Origin of the sequence: Streptomyces sp. NPDC058741, assembly GCF_042746715.1 — a bacterium.
GTDB lineage: Bacteria > Actinomycetota > Actinomycetes > Streptomycetales > Streptomycetaceae > Streptomyces.
The window spans coordinates 1-1,127 of the sequence record NZ_JBHYQH010000115.1 but is presented as its reverse complement, the minus strand read 5'-3'; the positions used below and the strand labels follow the sequence as shown (position 1 = coordinate 1,127).

1 protein-coding gene is annotated in these 1,127 nt (G+C 66.8%); it reads left to right on the top strand.

The features are described from left to right. Positions 1-1,088: IS256 family transposase (locus ACFW6P_RS32095; RefSeq protein WP_386425812.1), on the top strand; the 1,088-nt coding region annotated here is incomplete at its 5' end. Positions 1,089-1,127: the final 39 nt, after the last annotated feature.

The window sequence follows — 1,127 nt, the reverse complement described above, 5'->3', positions numbered from 1 at the left end:
TCGGCTACGAGAAGCACGACCCGGCCGGTGCCGGCAGCGGCAACAGCCGTAACGGGGCCCGGTCCAAGACCGTGCTGACCGACATCGGCCCGGTGGAGATCACGGTGCCGCGTGACCGAGACGGCAGCTTCGAGCCGCAGATCGTCAAGAAGCGGCAGAGGCGCCTGACCGGCGTCGACGAGATGGTCCTGTCGCTGTCCGCACGCGGTCTGACGCACGGTGACATCTCCGCCCACCTGGCCGAGGTCTATGGCGCAAGCGTGTCCAAGCAGACCATCTCGACCATCACCGACAAGGTCATGGACGGGATGGCCGAGTGGCAGAACCGGCCGCTGGACCCGGTCTATCCGGTGATCTTCATCGACTGCGTGCACGTCAAGGTGCGAGACGGGCAGGTGGCGAACCGGCCCATCTACGTCGCACTTGCGGTCACGGTGGACGGCACACGCGACATCCTCGGCCTATGGGCCGGCGACGGCGGCGAAGGAGCCAAGTACTGGCTCCAGGTCCTGACCGAGATCAAGAACCGTGGCGTCGAGGACGTGTGCATGGTCGTCTGCGACGGGCTCAAGGGCTTGCCCGACTCGATCTCGGCGGTCTGGCCCCAGGCGGTGACCCAGACCTGTGTCGTCCACCTGATCCGGGCGTCGTTCCGCTACGCGGGCCGCCAGGACTGGGACAAGATCTCCCGCGCGCTCAAGCCGGTCTACACGGCTCCGACCGCGAGCGCGGCGGAAGACCGGTTCCTGGAGTTCCAGGAAGAGTGGGGCGCCAAGTATCCGGCAATCGTGCGGCTTTGGGAGAACGCCTGGGCAGAGTTCGTGCCGTTCCTCCAGTTCGACACCGAGATCCGCCGCGTCGTCTGCACCACCAACGCGATCGAGTCGGTCAACGCCCGCATACGAAAAGCCGTCCGGGCCCGCGGGCACTTCCCGAACGAGGCCGCAGCCCTCAAATGCGTCTACATGGCCGTCATGAGCCTCGACCCCACCGGCCAGGGACGCAAACGCTGGACCATGCGCTGGAAGCCCGCCCTGCAGGCCTTCGACATCGCCTTCGACGGCCGACTCTCCGTCGGCCGCCGCTAACTCACACCACCCGAGTTACACCGTTGGCTGGACAGACCC